Source organism: Arenibacter sp. F20364 (assembly GCF_023015905.1).
GTDB lineage: Bacteria > Bacteroidota > Bacteroidia > Flavobacteriales > Flavobacteriaceae > Arenibacter.
Genome location: NZ_JALKBD010000013.1, coordinates 1 through 21,377 on the forward strand (window position 1 = coordinate 1; position 21,377 = coordinate 21,377).

Genomic DNA, 21,377 nt, shown 5'->3' on the forward strand with positions numbered 1-21,377 from the left:
TTGCTTGTGCAGCTACTCCGATAAAAAGAACAAAAATTAAAGTAAAAAGCGTTTTCATGATGCGTTGTTTTGTTATGTAAATTTAACGCCACATGTAGCCCTGTATAGGTCACAATTCGTTTAAACCCCCTTATTTTTCGGTATCTGACAAATCTCCCGATAAAGTGCAACAAATGCTCGATGAGTGAAAACCGGGCTTCAAAACGCTTATCGATGATACAGGTATTTAATCGGTAATTCTTACACAATTTTAAGACCAACCAATTACATTCAATCAAATTTTGTAGTAATAATCCTAATAATATATAAATGTGCCTGGACAAGCAATTCCGATTAACGCCATTCTTATAATATACGTACATGGCAAGGGGTAGGTGAATTCGTAATAAAGAGCACTAATCCAAAAATCCTATCTTTTTGGCGGGGTTGCTTCCACATTCACATTTAAAGGGGCCTAGAGGTTTTGAAAAATGTATTTCAAGAATAAAAATGATATTTTAAAACTTTTAACCTACAATTCCGTAAGTAATATTGAAATTTAAACACTAATTCATAAAATAATATCCAAAAGCTGGTTTAGCAAAACTGAAGTACCTTTATTAGGGCAAGATTTTTGTAGAGATATTTTAGCGGAACCACCTTTGCTGGACCAACAAAAAAATTGAGCACAGTAACATTAAGAAATTTAACTATGAAACTATTACAGATTACACTACTTACCACTTTGGCGTTTAGCACAATTAGCTGTCAATCCAAGACCAAAGGGGAACAAAAGCATGAAACAATGGCCGAGTTAACGGCAAATGAGCTTCAACAATATGAAACAGCCTATTTTGCCAGTGGTTGTTTTTGGTGTGTGGAGGCCGTTTTTGAAAGTGTTAAAGGAGTAAAGGAAGTGGTCTCCGGTTATTCGGGGGGCAAGGAAAAAAATCCTACTTATGAGGACGTTGGATACGGCAGAACTACCCATGCCGAAGCTGTTGAAGTGTATTACGACCCTAAAGTAATTTCTTTTGAGACCTTGGTAAAGGTGTTTTTTGGTTCACATGACCCTACTACTTTAAATAGACAGGGGCCGGACAAGGGTGCCCAATATAGATCAATTGCCTTCTATAAGAACGAAACTGAAAAGAATATAATTAACGACTACATAGCCCAACTGAAGAAAGAAAAAGTCTATTCAGCACCTATAGTCACGGAGGTGAAAGCCTTTAATATTTTTTATGACGCCGAAGACTATCACCAGGATTATGAAAAAAACAATCCCAACAATTCCTATATCAGAAACGTTTCCGTACCTCGGTTAAAACGATTTCAGGCTAAATTTCCCGAATTACTAAAGGATCAGGCTCATTAATTTAGACCCTTATGAAAGTTGTAAACCAATTCTCTGAGGTTTCACCTTATATTGACCAACGAGAATAGACAAAATTCGGATTTTATAAATTAGGCCGACAGCGATATGCTAGTCGGCTTTTTTTTGGTCGTTTTTTAATGTAACAATTGGCCTAAATTTAGTGTGTTAAAGGGATAATTAATCACTTTTTTTATACCTTTCAAGCTCACACATAAAAAATAAGTTTAGAATAATGAAATTACGATCAAAAATCTCTTCTACCCTTCTCGCCTCTGTTGTGCTGGCAACCATGGTCATAGGCTGCGAAGGAACGGAAAAGGACAACACCCCATGGGTGAATTTATTTGATGGCGAAACCTTGAACGGCTGGAACCAAAAAGGTGGCGTGGCCAAGTATGACGTTGTTGATGGCACTATTGTTGGGACTACTGTTCACAACACTCCCAACTCCTTTATGACCACCGACGAAATGTATGGGGATTTTATTCTGGAATTGGAATACAAAGTTGATCCGTCGATGAATTCAGGGATACAGATAAGAAGTAATAGCCTACCTACGTATATGGATGGTCGGGTTCATGGATACCAAGTAGAAATAGATCCTTCGGAAAGGGCCTGGAGTGCCGGTATCTATGATGAAGGTAGAAGAGGGTGGTTAAACCCTTTGGAGGGTAACCCTAAGGCTCAACAGGCCTTTAAACAAAACGATTGGAATCATTATAGGATCGAGGCCATTGGTGATACCATAAAAACTTGGATAAACGATGTACCGGCCTCCTATTTGATCGACGATAAAACGGCGAGTGGCTTTATAGCATTGCAGGTACACGGTATAGGGAAAGATAAAAAAGAGGGCACCTCCATAGTTTGGAAAAATGTTAAGATACTTACTGACAACTTGGATACCTATTCCAGAAAGTCTCCTTTGACCCCTATAAACACCAAGAACAAATTAACCGTGGGGGAAGAAAAGGACGGCTGGAAATTATTATGGGACGGAGAAACTACCAAAGGTTGGAGAGGTGCCCGCTTGGATGATTTTCCAGAAATAGGCTGGGAAATTAAAGACGGCCTGCTTACCGTATTGGCTTCTGGAGGGGAAGAATCTGCAGCTGGTGGCGATATAGTAACCACAGACCTATATGGAGATTTTGAATTAAAAGTCGATTTCAAACTTACCGAAGGGGGCAATAGCGGCATAAAATATTACGTAAATACCGACATTAACAAAGGACCAGGTTCGTCCATCGGTCTGGAGTATCAAATTCTGGACGATGCCCGCCACCCAGATGCCAAATTGGGCAATCACGATGGTAGTAGAACAGTAGCTTCCCTATATGACCTGATCCAAGCCGACTTGGACAAACCAATTAATCCTATTGGGGAATGGAATACAGCCCATATCAAATCAATTGACAACCACGTTGAACATTGGTTAAATGGGACCAAAGTTTTGGAATATGAAAGAAGAAGTGAAGACTATAGGAAATTGGTGTCAGAAAGTAAATACGTAAAATGGCCCAACTTTGGTGAAGCTGAGGAAGGGCACATCCTGCTGCAAGATCATGGGGATAGGGTATCTTTTAAAAACATCAAAATAAAAAGTATAAACAAAAGCGAATAAATGAAAACGAGAAGAGATTTTATCAAAAAAACGGCAGCTGGAGGTGCCGCCCTTAGCTTGGGCGGATTGGTGATGCCGAGCATGGGTTACAGTAACATTCTAGGAGCCAACGACAAAATAAATGTTGCGGTAATTGGGGTAAGAAGTAGGGCTAAGGCCCACTTCGTGGCCATTAACCAGGATCCCAATGCCAAAGTTCTTTATAGTTGTGATGTAGACGACAAAATTCTGGAAGAACACAATGTTTGGTGCAAGAAAAACATCGGTTATGTCCCTAAAGTAGAAAAAGACTTTAGAAAAGTGTTGGAGGACAAAAAAGTAGATGCCGTGTTCATTGCTACACCGGAACACTGGCATGCCCCTATGGCCATCATGGCCTTACAAGCAGGGAAACACGTTTATGTTGAAAAGCCATGTAGCCACAATCCCCACGAAAATGAGCTCTTGGTTGCCGCCCAAAAGAAATATGGCCTAAAGGTACAAATGGGAAACCAACAGCGTTCCGCCCAAAGTTCCGCATTGGCCGTTAAAGAAATCCGTGAAGGAATTATTGGGGAAGTCTACAAAGGTGAGGCCTATTATTCCAGCAATAGGGGTTCTATTGGAATTGGGAATAAAATAGAGGTCCCCAATACCTTGGACTGGGATCTATGGCAGGGACCGGCCCCTAGGGAAGATTACCGAGACAATATTCACCCCTATAACTGGCATTGGTTCCGTACGTGGGGAACAGGAGAAATACACAACAATGGTACCCATGAAATTGATATATGCCGTTGGGCCCTAGGGGTAGACCTTCCTGAAAGTGTAACCTCATTTGGCGGTAAATATACCTTTAAGGATGATTGGGAGTTTGTGGACAACCAACAAGTGACCTATAAATATGCAGATGATAAATTTATTACCTGGACAGGTCATAGCCGTGGACTTATTAAACCGGATCAACCTGGCAGGGGAATTACCATTTATGGTAGCAAGGGAATGATAACCCTTAGCCGAAACGATTACAATCTTTATAATTTGGATGGCAGCCTGATCAAAAAAGTGGAAGAAGGGGTTGAAAGTGAAACCACCAATACCGTGGGTATGGGCGGCCTGGATGTAAACCACATCCATAATTTCTTCAGTGCCATTCGTCAGGACACTTCCCTGAATTCCGATATCAATGATGCCAGCATTTCCACCATGCTCTGTCATTTAGGAAATATTGCACAAAATGTAGGAAGGACCATCCACATCAACCCTACCACTGGTAAGGTCAAAGATGATGATGAAGCCATGTCTTACTGGAAAAGGGAATACCAAAATGGCTGGGAGCCAAAATTGTAATTCTTAGTTTTCAATTGTAAAAAGCGGGGGATTTTCTATCGAAAATCCCCCGCTTTTATTTAATTAAAGTTGGTTGCGATTACTGCAGCACCACATCTGTAAACTTGGAATTAATAATGATAGACTTGCCACTAGTCTTGTTCATATAATATCCCTTGTTTAAGGTATTATACCCGTTTTTTGTTTTTGAGAGTTTAAGTTCTTTTGGGTAGACCAATTCTGAATTGCTACCATTTACCGCAATATTAAAGGCTGTTTTTGGCAATACACACCTAAATTCTGCATTTTGAAGGTTAATATCCAAATCGGTAAAATCTTTGGAAATAGAATTGATGGACAAAGGGCCGAAATTATTTCTTATATACGCCTTCTGCAATAGATTATCAATGGTTATATCCGAAAAAGTGGCATTAAGGGTAAGGTTTTCAGCTTCCTTAATATTTACCTTGTCCGAGTAATCCGCCTTTAATTGACCATAGTTCCATTTTTGTACACTAACTGGCGAATAGGAAGCATCTATATACGTCTTGTCGCCTTCAATGGTTGTGGCCAACAAAGTGGAGTAGGATAATGTAGCATTAAGATTCTTGGTATTCTCTGCCAGAATAACTTCTCCGTGCCTTACATTCATTTTTATTTTGGTGCCTTTTGGCAATTTTATCTTAATGGTTTTCTTCACCTTTAAATTTTTATCCCCGCCTTTTTTTACCGAATAAAAAACATTGGGTGCGTTGTACTCCCTTTCTTCCATAACAATGAATTCTCTTTTGCCCCCATTGGTAGTATCGATCTCTATGGTAATAGTCCCATTGTCGTTTCTTATATTCATAGCCCTTTGATTATTCTCCATGGCTTTGGACTTTTGTTCTTCTGCTTTCTCCTGAATTTCGATTCTTTGCCTTTGCACTTCTTCCAATTTTTCCATTCGCTCTTGGTGTGCACGCTCCCTATTCTTTTCCATCTCGCTCCTTCTTTTATCGATTTCCTCCCGCTTCAACTCCATCCGTTTACTCCATTCCTCCATCTTTTCCTGATAATCCTTTCCAAATCCCTTATCAAATTCCTTCTTCCATTCTTTTAAATAGGCCTCCCCATCCTTTTTATAGGCCTCATAATCAAATGGCTGCATATTCATTGGAGGTAAGGGCGGCATTTCCAGCATTTCCGGCAATTCCACCAAAGGAGTAATATTATATGCTTCCCCTACCCCATTAAATTGATGTAGAAAATCAATATCATAATCTTCGGTATTGAAAGTGGTGAATTCCTGGTGGCCCAAAGCTGTACTTACAGTTATCTTTTTACTGTTTCCTATAATCTTTATAGGTTCCTTTTTAAAATAGTCTACTGCTTCCGCGTCGGAAACATCTTCCAATTCCACCAACGTTAGGATATCCACTTGGTTCTTGTTCCAAGTTTCAAATTCTATATCGGCATAACTGGTATTTACCTCCAGAACCACATCTGCGGAGACATTAAAATTTTCATGGAAAGTCTTTGTTTTTTTTTGCGCCCAAATAATATTGGTGCCCGCCATTAACATTATCGTTGCGATAAGCCCTATTGTTTTATATATATTTTTCATCTGTACATTTATATTTTTTCTTTTGCAGCGTTTCCTTTTCTCAAATACTCGTGAAGGAGTTATCATTATCGGCCTCCGTAACTTGGATTTGTAATTCCTTTAACTTGTCCCTTAATTTGTGCAACAGTTGTAGTCTCAATTGCAAGTTCTTTATCAAGGCAGTTATGGTTTGGTCATTTGGACCAATTTCATTTAATTCGGTATTCAACTTTTTATATTCCACATTCAATTCTTCCAATCGTTCCATAAAACTATCTATCAAGGCCTTGTTCCTATCTGATATCTCCAATTGGGACAACTCCAAATTTATACTTACCATATAATAATCTTCCACCTTTTTTAAATCAGGGGAAAGATCGCCAAGGGAAATTCCTTCCTGTTTAGGCATTGAGGTACCTTTTTCCACGACCGTTGTCTTTATGGGCTCTGGATCATTATCATTCATAAAAATGTAAGTCCCTAAACCAATTAGAACTATTAGTGAGGCAGCAATTTTAAAGATTGGGAAAGCTGGCTTTTTAGTAACCGGTAGTTCCAGTTCCAATCTTTTTAAAAAACGCTGCTCATGGCCAACCTTCATTGATTCTGTAATTTCAGAACCGGAATCCTTGAACATTTCTCTAAGATCTTGCGACATACTTACTCCTTTTTAATATTTCCTTTAACTGTCCTTTACCTCTTAATAATCTTGTTCTGCAAGTACTGGAAGTAATATCCAGTATTTCAGATATTTCATTGTGATCGTACCCCTCCACCAGAAACAACTGCAGTACATATCTATATTTTTCGGGCAATCCTGCTATGGCCTGGGCTACCTCGTGTACAGTAACCGTCTCCTCTACTGTCCAGTCCTCATCCTCCACAATATGCATGTACCCTTCATTTAATTCCACTGTCTTAAGTTGCTTTGATTTTAAAAAATCGAGACTTTTGTTTACCACTATCTTTTTTAACCAAGCCCCAAAAGTTACCTCTCCCCTGTATTGGCTTATTTTTTGAAATGCCTTTATAAACGCCTCCTGAACTATATCTTCCGCATCATCCTCATTTTTTAAAAACCGCATGGCAACACAGAACATGCCCTGACAATACTGATTGTACAGTGTTAATTGCGCTTTGCGATCGTTACGTTTACATTGTTCTACAATATCAATCTGAAACATTTTGGCCCGTTTCTTTTGTTGATGGGAGGGTTTGGTTACATTTAAAACATTTCCGACATATCCCAATTACCTAAAGGACGACGGAATGATTGTAATGTTGCAAAAAAGATTATTTTTATCTTAAATCTTTAAAAAAAACACATTGAATCAAGTTACAATAAAAAATGATTTCATTACGCTGACCGTATTGGACTATGGAGCCATCATCCAAAAGTTGATATTAAAAAATAAGGAAGGACGGGACACCAATGTGGTGGTCGGATTGGAGGAACCTGAAAAATATCTATCGGACAACAAATCCTTGGGAGCCTGTATTGGCAGATATGCCGGTAGAATATCAAAAAGTGGTTTTCAAATCAACAATGTCCGCTATCCTATTTTTTCAAAGGATGGGGTTCACCTTCACGGTGGACAACAGGGGTTTGGAAAAAGATATTGGACCATAGACCAAGTCCATGATGGGAAAGATCCGTTTGTAAGACTAAGCTATTTAAGTAAGGATTTGGAAGAAGGTTATCCTGGAAACCTAAAATCTACCGTAACCTATAAGCTGGTAGGTGCTTCCCTATTCATCGTCCATGAGGCAGTAACAGATAAGGCCACTCCGGTAAACCTGACCAACCACTCTTATTTTAATTTGGATGGGGCGGACAAAATAGACCAACACTACTTAAGATTGGCATGCAGCGAATACTTGGAAACCGACGCAAAACTTCTTCCAACCGGTAAAATAGTCTCCGTAAAAAATTCCAAATACGATTTTCTGCAAATGAAAAAGATTGGAGAAGTTCGTCTGGACACCCCATTTGTACTGGATTCCGGTTCCAAGGAAAATACGATGCTGGTATCGGAAAAATCAGGGCTTACCATGGAGGTCATTACCAACCAACCTGGAATTGTGGTATATACTCCCCTTGCCTTTGGGGCTATTTGTTTTGAAACACAAAATTTCCCTGACGCTCCCAACCAGCACCAATTTCCCAATAGTATTTTGCAGCCAGGAGAAACCTACCACAATGAGACAGAGTTTAAGTTTGGTTTCGTAAATTAGAACAGTTTTTAACAGTAAAATCGGAGGATATGAAATTTCTTAAATGGTTTTTGGCAGTTGTTGTCGTTCTAATTTTGGCCTTCTTCTTTTTCGGACGACCCTATTTAATGGAGCAGACCAAAAAGAATAGTCCAGAGAAAACAGCCACCTATAATCAAAATGGAATGGACCTAAACATAAAATACAGCAGTCCCTTTAAAAAGGACCGTGTTATTTTTGGTGAATTGGTACCCTATGATGTGGTTTGGAGAACTGGGGCCAATGAACCTACCACATTTACTTCGGCCACCAATATTACCATAGGGGGCAAAAGTTTGGCTTCCGGAAGTTATGCCCTTTGGACAATACCCGGCAAGGAAAACTGGAGCATTATCCTTAACAGTGAAATTCCTGAATGGGGAGTAACTATTTTAAGTGGTGGAAAAAAAACAACCAGAAACCCCGAAACCGATGTACTTCAAGTAACCGTCCCTGTACAGCAATTATCACAACCCTTAGAGAGTCTTTCCATAGATTTCGAAGAAAATGAACAGCTTTACCTAAGTATTGCCTGGGATAAAACCAAGGTTAGCGTTCCCATAAATGATTAAATTTGGCAACCAAGAAAAACACTGACGGAAATGGTAATTCTAAAATAAAATCTTTTAGAAAAAAAAATCCGTCCGTAGCGGAATTGGTCCAAGGTATTTTAAAGGGGGATATAGCAAACTTGGCCAGGGCCATTACCTTGGTGGAAAGTACGAACATTGAACATTATCAAAAATCCAATGAAATAATAGACCATTGTCTGCCTCATAGTGGCAAAAGTATACGAATAGGCATAACCGGAGTTCCTGGGGTCGGCAAAAGTACCTTCATTGAAACCTTTGGATCCTTCCTCACTGCCCAAGAAAAAAAAGTAGCTGTACTAGCAGTAGATCCGTCCAGTACAATAAGTAAGGGAAGTATTTTGGGGGACAAGACCCGTATGCAAGAATTGGTCAAGGATAAGAATGCCTACATTAGGCCGTCCCCTACCGGTCATTCTTTGGGCGGTGTTGCCAGAAAAACGCGAGAAACTATTATCCTCTGTGAAGCCGCCGGCTTCGATACCATTTTAGTGGAAACAGTTGGGGTAGGTCAAAGTGAAACGGCAGTTCATGGGATGGTAGATTTCTTTTTATTATTGAAATTGGCCGGGGCTGGAGATGAATTACAGGGCATTAAAAGGGGTATAATGGAAATGGCAGATGCCATAGTTATCAACAAAGCGGACGGCAACAACATTGAACAGGCCAACTTGGCCAAAATTGAATTTACTAAAGCCCTACACCTATTTCCTCCAAAAGATAATGGTTGGACCCCTGAAGTTCTTAGCTGTTCCGCTATTCAGAAAACGGGAATATCGGAAATATGGGACCTTATCAAAGCTTATATTAACAATACCCCGGGCAACGACCGCATTATCGCAAAAAGAAGAATACAAAACAAATATTGGCTACTTCAGACCATTGAAGACCAACTTAAGCAACAATTTTATCAAAACCCATACATAAAAACCCATCTGGACATTAAAATTAAATTGGTTGTAGATGGTAAAATTTCCCCGTTTAGGGCCGCCGAAGAATTGTTGGCACTGGCCAAGACACAATGATCCATCCTTTTGCAGGATGGTTCCATTGGGATTATACAAAATGAAAATTCTGTACACGGAGATAATTTATCATGATCTGATTCTAACTATACCTCCAAAATAAGATGAAGGGTACAATGACCAATAGGTTAACAAAGATGATTATCTTTGGCCCTAAATTTAATTTGAAAGCGCTTATCCCGGTACATAATGAAATACGAATTCACCATAATTATTCCTGTCTACAATGAAGAAGATAATTTGGAACGTGTTGAAAAGGAACTTAAGGACTACTTGTCCATTTGTACGAAAAAGGCGAAAGTATTATTCGTAAACGACGGTTCAAAAGATAAGAGCCAGCAATTGATCGAAAGCATTTGTCAAAGAAACGAGGCCTTTGGCTTTTTGAAATTTGCACAAAACAGAGGCTTGAGCGCAGCGCTTAAAGCTGGCTTTGACTATGTGGATACTCCTTTGTTGGGTTATATAGATTCTGACCTTCAAACCTCCCCAGAGGATTTTAACCTGCTCTTGGAACATATAGATCAATACGATCTTGTAACCGGGTTTAGGGCGGACAGAAAAGATTCTTTCGTAAAAAATGCTTCCTCTACAATAGCCAATGGCATACGCCGCGCTTTTACGCATGACGGAATGGACGATACAGGCTGTCCGTTGAAGGTAATAAAAACCGATTTCGCCAAAAGAATTCCAATGTTCAAGGGCCTACATCGATTTTTACCCGCCATGATCCTACTGCAAAATGGAACCATTGTCCAAATTCCCATCCGCCATTTTCCGCGGCTGGCAGGAACTGCTAAGTTTGGCCTTTGGAACAGGTTATTGGGACCTCTAATGGATTGTTTTGCCTATTTATGGATGAAGAAAAAATATATTAACTACCAAGTGGATAAAAGAGGGTAAATGGCAGATTGGATGGTTTATGCTATTGGCTTTATTGCCCAAATTCTATTTTCCAGTAGAATGTTGGTGCAATGGGTAATTTCGGAAAAAAACAAAAAAGTACTTACCCCTAGACTTTTCTGGCAATTAAGTTTACTGGCTTCCTTTCTATTGTTCGTATACGGATGGCTACGTGATGATTTTGCCATTATGTTGGGACAGGCTATTACCTATTTTATTTATATCCGCAATATTCAATTACAAGGTGAATGGACCAAATTACCCAAGGCCTTCAGGGCATTTCTATGGATATTCCCAGTAATCATCATTATTTATGGATACAATAACAATACCTACGACCTCAAGCAATTTTTTAGTGAGGACAACATTCCTATCTGGTTACTGTTGTTGGGGAGCATAGCCCAAGTTATTTTCACCTTTCGATTTGTCTATCAATGGATATATTCCGAGAAAAAGAAGACCTCCAGTCTTCCCTTCGGTTTTTGGTTACTAAGTTTAATCGGGGCCTCCTTAATTCTTACCTATGCTATTTTTAGACGGGACCCCGTCCTTTTCGCTGGTCATAGTTTAGGTCTCATCGTTTATTTGAGAAATTTATTTATCCTTAAAAATGAAGTTCATGACGTGGTTGAAAAATAATCCTATCGCCTTGATCTTGCTGGCGGGAATCTCCATTTTTCTATTTCATTTAAACGTTATTCCCGTTACCATCATGGAAGCTAGAAATTTCATAACCGCGAGGGAAATGATTTCGGACGGAAATTGGTTGCTAACTACTATGAACGACCTTCCTAGATATGAGAAACCCCCCTTACCAAGTTGGATCACCGCTATTTTTGGATTTATTTTTGGTGTGGAAAATGTGGCCACACTTCGATTACCAACAATGTTGATGGCCATTGTTTTAGGGTATGTGGGATATGCCTTCTCCTTAAAAATATTGGGCAATAAATTACATGCACTAATAAATGCCCTTATTCTATTAAGTTCGTTCTATATCATCGCAATTACTGTTGAAGCACCATGGGATATATACACCCACGGATTTATGTTAACGGCCATTTATTTTTTATATAGTTTTTTTAGCCTACCAGACCACAAATGGAAGAACAGTATACTAGCCGGAGTCTTTATAGGCCTATCCTTTATGAGTAAAGGACCAGTGTCCCTATATGGCCTTCTATTGCCTTTTCTTTTGGCCTATGGTTTTGTATATACCTATAAGGACTTTGGTGTAAACAGGAAATATATCTCCTTGCTAGTTATGATACTCTTGGCTCTGGTTGTTGGTGTATGGTGGTTCCTATACGTTCGCCTTGCCGATCCCAATGCTTTTATGGCCATCACTAAAAAAGAAACAGCCAATTGGTCCAGCTACAATGTGCGACCCTTTTATTATTATTGGAGCTTTTTTGTACAAAGCGGAATATGGACCATTCCAGCTTTAATAGGCCTTTTATATCCCTATCTTAAAAATAAGGTAAGTGACAAAAAAGCATACCTATTTACCTTTTTATGGACTATTTTTTCGGTAATTTTGCTTTCCATCATCCCGGAAAAAAAAGCCAGATATCTTGTTCCCGTATTAATTCCACTCGCTTTCAACACAGGGTTTTATGCGGAGTACATCATTGGAAATTTTAAGAGCCAGCTATCCCAAAAGGAAAAAATACCCGTGTATTTACATTTTGGATTGATCGGACTAGTAGGAATTTCGTTTCCTTTGGTCGCTTACTTGCTATTAAAGGATGGCCTGCAACCTTTCTGGGCTTATTATGCCTTATCGTCCTTAGCACTCCTTGCCATAGGTGTTTTAATTATTATTCAGCTAAAAAAGAATAAACTTTTTAACTGTTTTTTATTGACCGTTTTATTAATAGGTGCTATTAAAACCCTGGCAATGCCTTTGGCCGGAGCCATGGACAAAAATTCCAAGTATAAAAGTATTTCTCTATTAAAGGAGACTATGCAAAAAGAGGGAATAAAAACCTATTGCTTTGGGGAAATTGCCCCTGAAATGATCTGGGACTATGGCTCATCGATTCCCGTGCTTAAAGGGGAGGATGAAATATTGATTCCGGATGGGGAAAAATATGCCGTTTTGGTAGTTCCGCAAGATGAATCTGAATTTAAACGTATATTTGACCCCGAATATAACTATACCTTAAAGACCGTATACGACCTCAACTATAACGCGGATCCAGGAACCAGAGGATATAAGAACCGTTTGACAAGTAATTTATATATAGTACAAAAACGATGATGAGCATCTTAACTAAAATTGAAAAAATAGGGTACAGTATTTTATTGGCAATTGTCTTGTTTGGTCTTTATTTGGGCCTAAGCGACGATATATATTTTGATGTTAACTATGCCCAAGAGGATGGTCCCGTAGAATGGGGAACAGCCATTATGCTACTCGGAATATGCATCCTTTCGCTCTACCATTTATTAAGGTTGTGGGGCACAAAAAAAATATTATGGAAACTGGGGACTTCCATTTTCGTAGTCTTGTTCCTTTTTGCTGCTGGGGAAGAAATTTCATGGGGTCAACGAATTTTCGGGGTGGAATCAAGCGAATTTTTTATCGAGAACAATGCCCAAGGGGAAACCAATTTACACAATCTGATGGTGGGCGAAACGAAAATAAACAAAATCATCTTCAGCCAGTTATTGTTTCTGGTGATGTTTCTTTATCTATTAGTTACCCCTATACTCTATAGAAAATTTGGTTGGTTTAAGGATTTGGCCAACAATTTTGCCGTACCCATTGTAAAATGGCATCATACCATCGCCTTTTTAGTGGTTACCATATTTGTTGCACTTAATCCTGCTAGCCGTACATGGGAAGTGTACGAACTGGCATTTGGAGCTATCTTTTTCTTGATTTTTATGGGCCCACTGAACAAAGAAATTTTTGAACGGGAATAATCCAAATAAGACAGGGCATTAAGTTTCTAAGTAGCCAAAAATAGATCAACGATCGTATTTGGCAACCGCCTTTAGAAAGAGCTGAAGAAATAATCCACCCAAAAATGTTCCAATAATCATTCCCGTTAGCACATCCAACGGAAAATGTACCCCTATATATATTCTGCTATAGGCGACAACTGAAGCCCAAACCATTAGAAAAGCTCCCAAATATTTATAATTTGTGCGTAATAAGGTGGTAAAGAAAATGGCTACAGCAAAAGAATTGGCGGCATGGGCAGAGAAATAGCCAAATTTTCCGCCACAGGAACTTTTCACCAAACGCATCAACCCATTTAACTCAGGATCATGACAGGGCCTCAATCGCTGCACGCCATATTTAAAAAAATTGGCCAATTGATCTGTAACCAAAATAAGTACCGCAATAGCCACGAGCGTCAATAAAAGACGTTTTAGACCGAAGGCCTTATAGGTAAGAAAGGCCAAAAAGACATAAAGGGGAATTGAACTCCATTTATTGGTCATAAAAAGCCAAAAACCGTCCCACCGGGCGGTACCCAAGTTATTGAGGAACAGAAACAGCTCCTTGTCGTATTGTATCAATTGTTCCAACATACCCTACTCGTCGTAGCGAGAAATTTCCCGGTCATAAAAGGCTGTAGCTTGTTCAATTAAACCCTCGGCTTCGGCTTCCAGATCCTTTTCGTCCTCTTGGGTAAAATCTTCCAACCATTCTACCTCGTCGTCCTCCAGATTTATAATAAACCTAGGGTATTCGGTATGTACCACGAAAATCGCCGTTGGATAATCCGTATTGTCGCCTAATAAAAATTTCGGGAATTCCATAAAATAACCTTTTATATAATTAGTCGGTACCTCCAAATTCCTTCCGTTAGGGTAGATAACGACTTGCCTTTATATTAATCTATCTCCTGCAATAACTTTTGGGCAATTAGTTTCTTGGTCAAATAATTAAATCGAATATACAACATTAAAGCGGATGCCGTAAGTCCGGCCAATAAGCCGATCCATATACCGGTACTCTCCAAAGGAGTATATAATCCCAGATAAAAACTAATGGGAAAGCCTATTACCCAATAAGCTATAAAAGTAATAATAGTCGGAATCTTTACATCCTGAAGCCCCCTTAAAGCACCTAGGACAACCACCTGCAAGCCATCGGAAATTTGAAATACGGCAGCAACCAATATTAGTTCCGCTGCAATCTTGATTACTTCTGTATTGTCCCCAAAATTGGTGGCATCACCAAGGTCCAAATAAATCGTTGGAAGAAAATCGTTTAGAACAACAAAACAAACTGCAAATATGACTTCCAATATTAGAGTGAGCAGAAAAATAGATTGCGCAATACGCCTTAATTCCTTAAAATCTGTCAATCCCTTTTGATTTCCAACCCGTATCATTGCTGCAACACCTAGGCCCATTCCCACCATAAATGTCATACTACTGAGATTTAAGGCAATCTGGTTGGCCGCTTGGGAATTCTTGCCCAGAACACCACTCACCCAAACGGCTGCAGTGAAAATGGCCACTTCAAAGAACATTTGTAAAGCCGAAGGAAATCCGAGGTCAATGATTTTCTTCATGACCTTTTTCTCTATCTTTCTAAAGTTGAATCCAGTTACATAATCGTGAAATTTCTTTTTGTTTTTGAGCAGTACCCAAAGAAAGATCACCATAATAATACGGGAAACCAAGGTCCCTACCGCAGCTCCTACGATACCCATTTTAGGAAACCCCCAGGAACCAAAAATAAGGAGGTAATTCAACAGAATGTTCACAAAATTGGCAATGACAGTCGCATACATGGGGTACTTAGTCTGGGACAGGCCCTCTGAAAATTGTTTAAACGCTTGGAAAACAATTAGGGGAACCAAAGAAAATGCCACCAAATCCAAATAAGGCATGGCCAATTCTACCACCTCTGGAGGTTGCTTCATAAGATACATGAGCGGCTTGGCCAACAATATTATACCAAACAGTGAAAATCCCAATACTGTGCACAACAACAGGCCATGCTTTAAAGCGCTTTTTCCATCACCAACATTTCCTGCCCCATCGGCCTCTGCAACCAAAGGTGTAATGGCAGTTGAAAATCCTATCCCCAAGGACATGGCTATAAATACAAAACTGTTCCCCAAGGAGACCGCTGCCAATTCTGCCGTACCCAATTGACCCACCATAATATTGTCGGCAAACTGTACAAAGGAATGCCCCAGCATTCCTAGGATTACGGGAAAAGAAAGGGACAGGTTATATCTGAACTCCTTTGTGTATTTCTGTAACAAAACGTTTTAATTAGAGGGTCAAATATAAGGGTTAGCTTTGGTTTTTAAACAATGGATTTTTTATTAATTAATGCAGTCGCTTTTACGCTAAAAAAGTACCTATACCATACAATTCGTTCTCGGCAAAAAATTGTAATAGGATATTGCCAATATCAAGAAACAAGCATTTTGTAATGAAGTTCGTTATTTCGTTTTTAACGCATTTCCAGTGTGCACGAAAAGTATTTTAAATTGCAAAAATAATATATTACCTTTAAAAGATTATAAAAATTAGGAGCCAAGAGGGCATATTGCTAGGTATTTATTGCAATTTATTATAGAGATTTACAACCTATCCTATCGCATTTGTTTAGCGACCTTGATCAACTTTAGAAAATTCAATAAATGGATAGACTTGAAAGGTCCACAAAAAAAAGATATCTCATCTTTATTGCCAGTATACTTCTGATACTAATTTTAGCTGTTATCGTTTTCCAAAAGAGGATCGACCTTATAACTTCGGATGTAAGTTTAATCAATATCGCAGGAAAGCAACGTATGCTGAGCCAGCGTATCTCCAAGCACGTTTTTACCTTGAACCAGGATCAGGGTATTATGGCCAACAAGGTTTATCTTGATAGCCTAAGGGCTTTAACCTCGGAATGGGAGAGCAATGAGAAATCCCTCATTTTGGTCAACCAACAACGAAGGGATTCGGAAAGAATAGATTCCTTGTTCACTGCTGCACGTCCCAAGACCACAAAATTATTGGATGCTGCCCTTCAGATCCTGAACAACCCCAATAATCCGGAGGTACTGCAAACCAGTGCCAATACCATTAGGGAGTTGGAATCATCCGTCTTAACGAGCACAGACCAAATTGTGTCGGAATATCAATTCCATGCAGAGAAAAATCTCATCAACCTTGACATATTAACTTATTTTCTTGCAATAATTGTTGCGCTGGTAATCATTGGTCAATTTACCCTTATCTTATTACCGCTAATAAAAAATCTTAAGAATAAATCCCAATCCCTACTGCTTGCCAATGAGGAATTGGCCAATTCCAACAAGGGGATTCAAAAAAAAATGGAGCAGGTGAATGCCTTACAGGCCGATCTAAGGATAAGAGAGGAACACAACAAAATATTTATAGACCAAGCTCCTAATGCCATGGCCATGTTCGACAACGACATGAGGTTCCTTGCGGCATCAGATCGATGGAGGAGTGATTATCAGCTTACGGACAAACAAATTATCGGCAAATCACTATACGAGATTTTTCCAGACATTGAGGATAAATGGAAAAAGGTGCACAAAAATTGTCTGGCAGGGGCTGTTCATCATGAAGATGAGACCGAGCATAGTTGGCCAGATGGTCGTGTTCAATGGCTTACCTGGGACATAAGACCTTGGTATGTTTCCTCAGACCAAGTCGGGGGAATTGTCATATATACTTTGGATGTTACCGGCATAAAAGAACATGAAAATGAAAAACTCCGCATTGAGGAGATTTTGAATGAAACCAACCAAGTTGCTCGAATTGGAACTTGGGAAGTGGATACTATTAGTGGTAAAATCTATTGGAGCCAAGTAACTTGTGAAATACATGAAGTGCCCCATGATTATGTACCCAATCTTGAAACTGCCATTAATTTTTTTAAGGAAGGATACAGTAGGGAAAGGATTCAAAAAGCGGTGGCCAATGCCATTGAAAATGGAACTCCCTATGATCTAGAAGTAGAATTGATTACCGCCAAAGGTAAAAGCCGTTGGGCACGGGCCATTGGGCATGCCGAAATGGTCAATGGACAATGTATTAGGCTTTATGGAGTATTCCATAATATAAATGACATAAAAGTTTCACAAAATGCCCTAAACAAGGCCAATGAAGAGCTTAGGGCTATTTTCAATGCAGGCCCAATTTCCATAATAGGAACGGACTTGAATGGCATTATAACCCATTTCAACCGAGGGGCGGAAATCTTGTTGCAATATTCCCCTTCCGAAATGATCGGCAAAAAAACGCCGGAAATTATTCATTTGCGGCCAGAGATAGAAAAACATGGCGAAAAATTGTCCAGCCTGTTTGGTAAGACTATTAGCGGTTTTGATGTATTTGTGGAACATGCCAGGCGTGACAGTTATGAATCGATGGAGTGGACCTATGTACGTAAAGATGGTTCCCATTTTCCTGTACAGCTGATTACGACCGCTATAAAAGACGTAAATGGAGAAATTAACGGATTCTTAGGGGTTGCCACGGACATTTCCGAAACTGTGTACAATCGTAAGAAATTGATCGAAACCAAAGAAAACCTTGAAGTCCTTACCAAAACACTAAAAAACCAAAATCGGCAATTGGCGGATTTTGCCCATATAACCTCCCATAACTTAAGGTCGCCTGTAGGTAACCTACAAACCTTGTCCAGTTTCTATAAGGTGGCCGAAAGTGACCAAGAACGAAATGAATTATTTGATAAATTTGAAATTGTAATAGACCACCTCTCCTCTACCTTAAACACTATGGTGGAAGTAATACAGACTACCGATAACAGTGCTAGGGCAACCAAGGAATTATCTTTTGAAAAAACACTTAACAAAACTGTGGAAATAATCTCAAGTCAGATTTCCCAATCCGATGCCATCATTAAAAGTGATTTCTCAAAGGCAGCAACCGTGGTATATAATGATATTTATCTTGATAGTATTTTTCTCAATTTAATTTCCAATGCGATCAAATACAAATCCGAGGATAGGGTTCCGGAAATTTATCTGGAATCCAAGATTGATGGGGGTAAGACCATTCTGCAGGTCAGTGATAATGGCCTGGGTATAAATATGGAAAGACATGGCCATAAATTATTTGGTCTGAACAAAGTTTTCCACAATCATCCTGAGGCAAAAGGGGTTGGACTATATATGACCAAAATACAGATCGAAGCCATGGGTGGCTCTATTTCGGCTTCTAGCAAAGTGGGAGTAGGAACCACATTTACTATAGTCTTTTAATAACATCAATACTCTGAATTTAGAAAGATGAAACTCGTTTAAAAGTTAAAAGACTATTAGACTACAAGCAAAAAATAGCAGTTTGCAAAAACTTAAATGGTTTTGGCCTCCTCCCAAAAAACATCCATTTCAGATAGCGTCATATCCTTTAAGGCCTTGCCCTTTTCCTTGGCTTTAGCTTCCAAATATTGAAATCTCTTTATGAATTTCTTATTGGTGCGCTCAAGAGCATTTTCTGGATTGATATTCAGAAAACGGGCATAATTTACCATAGAAAAAAGTACATCCCCAAACTCGGCCTCCATGGCGTCAAGGTTTCCGTCCTTAACCTCATCTTGGAATTCTTCCAGTTCTTCCTGTACTTTTTCCCATACCTGTTCCGGCTTTTCCCAGTCGAACCCTACCCCTGCCACCTTATCCTGTATCCGGTTGGCCTTTACAAGGGCCGGTAAACCATTGGGAACACCTTCCAAAACACTTTTCTTACCCTCCTTTAATTTTATTCTTTCCCAATTCTGCTTTACCTCCTCTTCATTTTCAACCACAACATCCCCATAAATATGCGGATGCCTATTAATGAGCTTCTCACAGATGTCATTGGCAACGTCCGCAATGTCGAAATGTTGGGTTTCACTCCCTATTTTGGCGTAAAAAACTATGTGCAGCAGAACATCTCCCAATTCCTTTTTAATTTCCTCCAAATCATTGTCCAAAATGGCATCTCCCAATTCATAGGTTTCCTCAATGGTCAAATGCCTTAGTGTTTGCATGGTCTGCTTTTTGTCCCACGGACATTGTGCCCTTAATTCATCCATTATAGTAAGAAGGCGATCAAAGGCTAGTAATTGGGATTCCCTAGAATTCATAAAATTTACTTTTCAACAAAAATACAAAGACCGTATGGTTTCAACTGTCGTATGTTTAGAGTTTTTTAGTTAACTTTATTTCCTTGCATATCTCACCAAACTATTATGACCAATAAAAGAATTGTTTTTCCTATAGCCTTGATTGGCTTGGTTCTCCTTGCATGGGGGATCCAACAGGATTTGGGAATATTCCAAGGCCATGGTGATATTGGTGGCGTAAAATATAAAGGCTCTATAAAATTCGATCCTTTGGACAGCACTTATACTATTTCGGCAAGTGGAACAAATATGTGGTTCATCAATGACCAACTGCATTATGTTTGGAGAAAGATGTCCGGAGATGTTGCCATTGAAGCGGATATTGAGTTCTTGGGCAAAGGTGTGGACCCTCATAGAAAAGCCTGCCTAATTATCCGCCAAAGTCTGGAACCCGGTTCGGCCTATGTGGATGTAGCCGTTCATGGCGATGGTATGGCTGCCATACAGTACAGGGAAGTGGATGGGGATATAACACGGGAGCTTCAATCCAATATTAAATTTCCCAAAAGAGCACGGATCGACAAGGTAGGCGACTATCTCTTTATGTCCTTATCCGCAGGGCATGGGGCATTAAAATCTTCTGGAGGGGCCATAAAAGTGCCGTTTAAAGCTCCTTTTTATATTGGCCTTGGCGTTTGCTCCCATAACAACGATGTCGTGGAAACCGCAAAATTCTCCAATGTACGCATAGAAAAATTGGATGCTGTGCCAGACTCCCATAGGAAATTGGAAAGTACTTTGGAAATTATTCCTATAGCCACTCTGGATAGAAAAGTAATCCTACAATCCGAAAAACGTCTGGATGCACCAAATTGGACTACAGATGGAAAAAACCTGCTCTATAACAGTATGGGACTACTTTACCAAATACCAGTTGAAGGAGGTGAACCCAGTTTAATTCCGACCGATTTTGCGAAAAAAATAAACAACGACCATGGCATTTCGCCTGACGGTAAGATATTGGTGATAAGTGATCAGACCGAAACAGGAAAGTCATTGATCTATACGTTACCCATAGAAGGTGGGGTACCAAAAAAAATAACTCCCAATGGCCCCTCCTATTGGCATGGATGGTCTCCAGATGGCAAAACTTTGGCCTATTGTGCAGCGCGAAATGGCAATTATGACGTTTACTCCATTCCCGTTACCGGAGGAGAGGAAACCAGATTGACTTCTGCAGCTGGCTTGGATGACGGACCCGATTACTCGCCTGACGGCAAATACATTTATTTTAATTCTGACCGTAGCGGGACAATGCAGATCTGGCGTATGAAGCCAGATGGAAGCGAACAGGAACAAATTACAACGGATAATTACAACGACTGGTTTGCCCACCCCTCCCCGGACGGCAATTGGTTGGTCTATATCTCTTTTGGTCCCGAGGTTCCCGCAAATTTGCACCCCACCAACAAAGACGTCATGCTCCGATTACTAAATCTTGAAACCAACGAAACAAAGATAATTGCCAAATTATTTGGTGGACAGGGGTCTATGAATGTACCTTCTTGGTCACCCGATAGTAGCCGTTTGGCATTCGTTAGCTATCGCCTAAAATAATATTAATACAGTTGAAACAGAAATAATCAAAAAACCGAA

The 21,377-nt window shown here is 39.6% G+C and carries 19 protein-coding genes; 12 read left to right on the top strand and 7 right to left on the bottom strand.

The window, feature by feature from the left end; translation table 11 throughout:
* The first annotated feature begins 691 nt into the window (after positions 1-691).
* From msrA to MWU84_RS12120, 3 genes are all read left to right on the top strand, one after another.
* Positions 692-1,357, top strand: a complete 666-nt coding sequence (gene msrA, locus MWU84_RS12110) for a peptide-methionine (S)-S-oxide reductase MsrA (protein WP_246901746.1) — start codon at positions 692-694, stop codon at positions 1,355-1,357.
* A gap of 289 nt (positions 1,358-1,646) precedes the next feature.
* The gene (locus tag MWU84_RS12115; RefSeq protein WP_246901863.1) at positions 1,647-2,981 is read left to right on the top strand and encodes a DUF1080 domain-containing protein; all 1,335 of its coding nucleotides are present in this window, start codon (positions 1,647-1,649) and stop codon (positions 2,979-2,981) included.
* Complete coding sequence (locus tag MWU84_RS12120) at positions 2,982-4,310, top strand: Gfo/Idh/MocA family oxidoreductase (protein ID WP_246901747.1); 1,329 nt, start codon at positions 2,982-2,984, stop codon at positions 4,308-4,310.
* Between the two features lie 79 nt (positions 4,311-4,389).
* On the opposite strand, the gene MWU84_RS12125 is transcribed toward MWU84_RS12120, so the two are convergent.
* From MWU84_RS12125 to MWU84_RS12135, 3 genes are read right to left on the bottom strand one after another with little or no spacing between them, the layout of a single operon-like run.
* A complete protein-coding gene (locus tag MWU84_RS12125; RefSeq protein ID WP_246901748.1) occupies positions 4,390-5,895 on the bottom strand; it encodes a hypothetical protein in 1,506 nt (501 codons plus the stop codon).
* Between the two features lie 40 nt (positions 5,896-5,935).
* Complete coding sequence (locus tag MWU84_RS12130) at positions 5,936-6,532, bottom strand: hypothetical protein (RefSeq protein WP_246901749.1); 597 nt, start codon at positions 6,530-6,532, stop codon at positions 5,936-5,938.
* A complete protein-coding gene (locus MWU84_RS12135; protein WP_246901750.1) occupies positions 6,516-7,058 on the bottom strand; it encodes an RNA polymerase sigma factor in 543 nt (180 codons plus the stop codon). Before MWU84_RS12135 ends, MWU84_RS12130 begins: the two co-directional genes overlap by 17 nt.
* A gap of 142 nt (positions 7,059-7,200) precedes the next feature.
* Here MWU84_RS12135 and MWU84_RS12140 point away from each other — a divergent pair, with 142 nt between their 5' ends.
* The 7 genes from MWU84_RS12140 (at position 7,201) to MWU84_RS12170 (ending at position 13,576) form a co-directional block, all read left to right on the top strand.
* Positions 7,201-8,109 carry an aldose epimerase family protein gene (locus MWU84_RS12140; protein ID WP_246901751.1) on the top strand — a complete coding sequence of 303 codons (909 nt, stop codon included), beginning with the start codon at positions 7,201-7,203 and terminating at the stop codon, positions 8,107-8,109.
* 29 nt (positions 8,110-8,138) lie between these two features.
* The gene (locus MWU84_RS12145; RefSeq protein ID WP_246901752.1) at positions 8,139-8,699 is read left to right on the top strand and encodes a DUF2911 domain-containing protein; all 561 of its coding nucleotides are present in this window, start codon (positions 8,139-8,141) and stop codon (positions 8,697-8,699) included.
* 2 nt (positions 8,700-8,701) lie between these two features.
* Positions 8,702-9,742 (top strand): methylmalonyl Co-A mutase-associated GTPase MeaB, encoded by a 1,041-nt coding sequence (gene meaB / locus MWU84_RS12150; protein WP_246901753.1) that lies wholly within the window; start codon positions 8,702-8,704, stop codon positions 9,740-9,742.
* Positions 9,743-9,931: 189 nt separating this feature from the next.
* Positions 9,932-10,645: a glycosyltransferase family 2 protein gene (locus tag MWU84_RS12155; RefSeq protein WP_246901754.1), complete on the top strand. Its 714-nt coding sequence runs from the start codon at positions 9,932-9,934 to the stop codon at positions 10,643-10,645.
* Positions 10,646-11,284 (top strand): lipid-A-disaccharide synthase N-terminal domain-containing protein, encoded by a 639-nt coding sequence (locus tag MWU84_RS12160; RefSeq protein WP_246901755.1) that lies wholly within the window; start codon positions 10,646-10,648, stop codon positions 11,282-11,284.
* Positions 11,265-12,908, top strand: a complete 1,644-nt coding sequence (locus tag MWU84_RS12165) for a glycosyltransferase family 39 protein (RefSeq protein WP_246901756.1) — start codon at positions 11,265-11,267, stop codon at positions 12,906-12,908. The genes MWU84_RS12160 and MWU84_RS12165 overlap by 20 nt, the downstream gene beginning before the upstream one ends.
* Entirely contained in the window at positions 12,905-13,576 is a 672-nt protein-coding gene (locus tag MWU84_RS12170; protein ID WP_246901757.1) for a hypothetical protein, read from the top strand. The genes MWU84_RS12165 and MWU84_RS12170 overlap by 4 nt, the downstream gene beginning before the upstream one ends.
* 45 nt (positions 13,577-13,621) lie before the next feature.
* On the opposite strand, the gene MWU84_RS12175 is transcribed toward MWU84_RS12170, so the two are convergent.
* The 3 genes from MWU84_RS12175 to MWU84_RS12185 all read right to left on the bottom strand — a co-directional run bounded on the left by MWU84_RS12175 (position 13,622) and on the right by MWU84_RS12185 (position 15,885).
* On the bottom strand, positions 13,622-14,191 hold the full coding sequence (locus tag MWU84_RS12175) for a phosphatase PAP2 family protein (protein WP_246901758.1): 570 nt from the start codon (positions 14,189-14,191) through the stop codon (positions 13,622-13,624).
* A 3-nt stretch (positions 14,192-14,194) separates the two neighbouring features.
* Positions 14,195-14,422 (bottom strand): hypothetical protein, encoded by a 228-nt coding sequence (locus MWU84_RS12180; RefSeq protein WP_246901759.1) that lies wholly within the window; start codon positions 14,420-14,422, stop codon positions 14,195-14,197.
* 74 nt (positions 14,423-14,496) lie between these two features.
* The gene (locus tag MWU84_RS12185; protein ID WP_246901760.1) at positions 14,497-15,885 is read right to left on the bottom strand and encodes an MATE family efflux transporter; all 1,389 of its coding nucleotides are present in this window, start codon (positions 15,883-15,885) and stop codon (positions 14,497-14,499) included.
* A 384-nt stretch (positions 15,886-16,269) separates the two neighbouring features.
* On the opposite strand from MWU84_RS12185, the gene MWU84_RS12190 reads away from it, so the two are divergent.
* On the top strand, positions 16,270-18,876 hold the full coding sequence (locus MWU84_RS12190) for a PAS domain S-box protein (protein WP_246901761.1): 2,607 nt from the start codon (positions 16,270-16,272) through the stop codon (positions 18,874-18,876).
* Positions 18,877-18,968: 92 nt separating this feature from the next.
* Here MWU84_RS12190 and mazG read toward each other — a convergent pair whose 3' ends face one another.
* Positions 18,969-19,742 carry a nucleoside triphosphate pyrophosphohydrolase gene (mazG, locus tag MWU84_RS12195; protein WP_246901762.1) on the bottom strand — a complete coding sequence of 258 codons (774 nt, stop codon included), beginning with the start codon at positions 19,740-19,742 and terminating at the stop codon, positions 18,969-18,971.
* A gap of 105 nt (positions 19,743-19,847) precedes the next feature.
* Here mazG and MWU84_RS12200 point away from each other — a divergent pair, with 105 nt between their 5' ends.
* Positions 19,848-21,338, top strand: coding sequence for a DUF5050 domain-containing protein (locus tag MWU84_RS12200; protein WP_246901763.1), 1,491 nt, complete (start codon positions 19,848-19,850; stop codon positions 21,336-21,338).
* The last annotated feature ends 39 nt before the right edge of the window (positions 21,339-21,377 follow it).